2 protein-coding genes and 1 pseudogene are annotated in these 1,795 nt (G+C 60.5%); all 3 read right to left on the reverse strand.

Annotation, left to right across the window (positions count from 1 at the left end):
• Positions 1-447, reverse strand: a pseudogene (locus EOA29_RS35155) (hypothetical protein); the annotation flags it as partial.
• 124 nt (positions 448-571) lie between these two features.
• Entirely contained in the window at positions 572-856 is a 285-nt protein-coding gene (locus EOA29_RS35160) for a hypothetical protein (protein ID WP_127222311.1), read from the reverse strand.
• A 220-nt stretch (positions 857-1,076) separates the two neighbouring features.
• Entirely contained in the window at positions 1,077-1,793 is a 717-nt protein-coding gene (locus EOA29_RS35165) for an SDR family oxidoreductase (RefSeq protein ID WP_245468709.1), read from the reverse strand.
• Between the last annotated feature and the right edge of the window lie 2 nt (positions 1,794-1,795).

Consider the following 1,795-nt stretch of genomic DNA (forward strand, 5'->3'; position numbering starts at 1 on the left):
CTCCTTGATCGTTCTTATGAAGGCCTCGGCATTGTCGGCGGCGCCGATCAGCAGAACGTTCCTGCCAGCTCCTCGGGCTGCTTTTCCCCTGCTCACATCGTGTCGGTTGCGATAAACCCGGTATGCGGCGCGCGGCCCGGCCAAAAGCACGATCGTGAAGGCCCAAGCGATGAGGATCGAGGAACGCGGAATTGAGTTCAGTCGATTGATCAGAAACTCGGCAACCGTGAAAATTGCGAGAGATGCAGTAGCGACACCCGCAATCGCCAGAAAATCGGATAGCGACGCATAGCGCCATATGCCGCGGTTGAGCCCAAGGAAGAAACCCGTGATGCTCACTATAATTCCGAAGAATGTCGCGGCGGCGAGGTATCCCCACGAGTTCTGAGAGAAGCCGATGACATCCAGCCGCAATGCGAAAGAAAGCAACAGTGCGATGGCGCCCATAAGGCCATCGTGCACCAGAGCCAAGCCCCGCAATGTTATCAGCCGGGAGATGACTCGGGGCCCCTTGCGGCTGATGTCCGAATGAACGACTTCTGAACGTTCTCGTCCGGCGGATGGCACTAGGCTAAACCTTGAAGATTTGACGGTTCGGTTCCTTCTGGAGCGATAGCCGGGAGGTCGAAGCTTTTTGCCTGATGTGATTCGGTGGCCTCAACGATTGGATCGCCAATAGCCCGCAGGTCGGTTCCATTTTGAACCAAATTGCCCTGAGGTTCTTGTTACCCAAATCATAGGCCGCCGCTGCTGAAATCAGCACATCGAAGTCTGTATCGCAGATGGCTTGATTGTCCAATACTTCTTTCTGGAAGTGCACTGCGGGGATGATCGGGTTGTCCGGGGTGCATTTCAACTGTGTCGGGTAGTCGGCGAATCGGCTGCATATTAGAAGTATATGATCTAATCGGATTGCGCCCAACCGTTGGTGCAACGAAGGCCTGCAGGATCCGCTGCGCAAGGTATCTGGCGAGCGGAGCGTTTCCCATCGGGGCGGCCCAGGTATCCCGTCGTCGCCTGCGGCGCCGCGCGCGGCCGCACAGACGTGCTGGAAGTCAGTTGGCGGCCGCGGCACCTCACGGCGGCGTCAACCGGAAATCCTGACCCTCGGGCAGAAGCTGGCCGCCGTCGACGACGATGGTCGTGCCGGTGATGTAGCTGGCGTCGTCCGAGGCCAGGAACAGGAAGGCGTTGGCGACGTCACGCGGCGTGCCGAGGCGTCCGAGCGGCACAGCGTTCTCCATGCTCTTGATGAAGGCGGCATCGCGATGAAGCTTCATGCCTTCGGTCAGGATGTTGCCGGGTTCGACGCCGTTGACGGTGATGCCGTAGGCGGAAAACTCGAGAGCGGCGGCGCGGATGAGGCCGTTGATGCCGGCCTTGCTCGCCGAATAGTGACCGTGGCCGGGGCTGCTTACCTGCGGGCCGGTGATGGAAGAGGTGAAGAGCATGCGGCCGCTGCGCTGCGCCTTCATCGGCGTAAGTGCTGCGCGGGCAGCGTTGAAGCTGCCGCGCAGGTTCACCGCCATGACGCGGTCCCAGTCCTCCGGGCTGGTGTTCTCGATGAGCTGCCAGGGATAGATGCCGGCGTTCTGGACGATGATGTCTAGGCGGCCGTGGCGTTTGAGCGCCAATGCGACGACGGCTTCCGCATCGGCCATCTTCGAAATGTCGGTGTGGATGAAGGCGGCGTCCAACTCGTCGGCGCTCGCCTTACCGGCTTCGGCCTCGCTGTCGGCAAGCACCAGCTTGGCGCCTTCTTCAGCGAAGCGCTGGGCTATGCCCTTGCCGATGC

Source organism: Mesorhizobium sp. M1E.F.Ca.ET.063.01.1.1 (assembly GCF_003998155.1).
Lineage (GTDB): Bacteria > Pseudomonadota > Alphaproteobacteria > Rhizobiales > Rhizobiaceae > Mesorhizobium.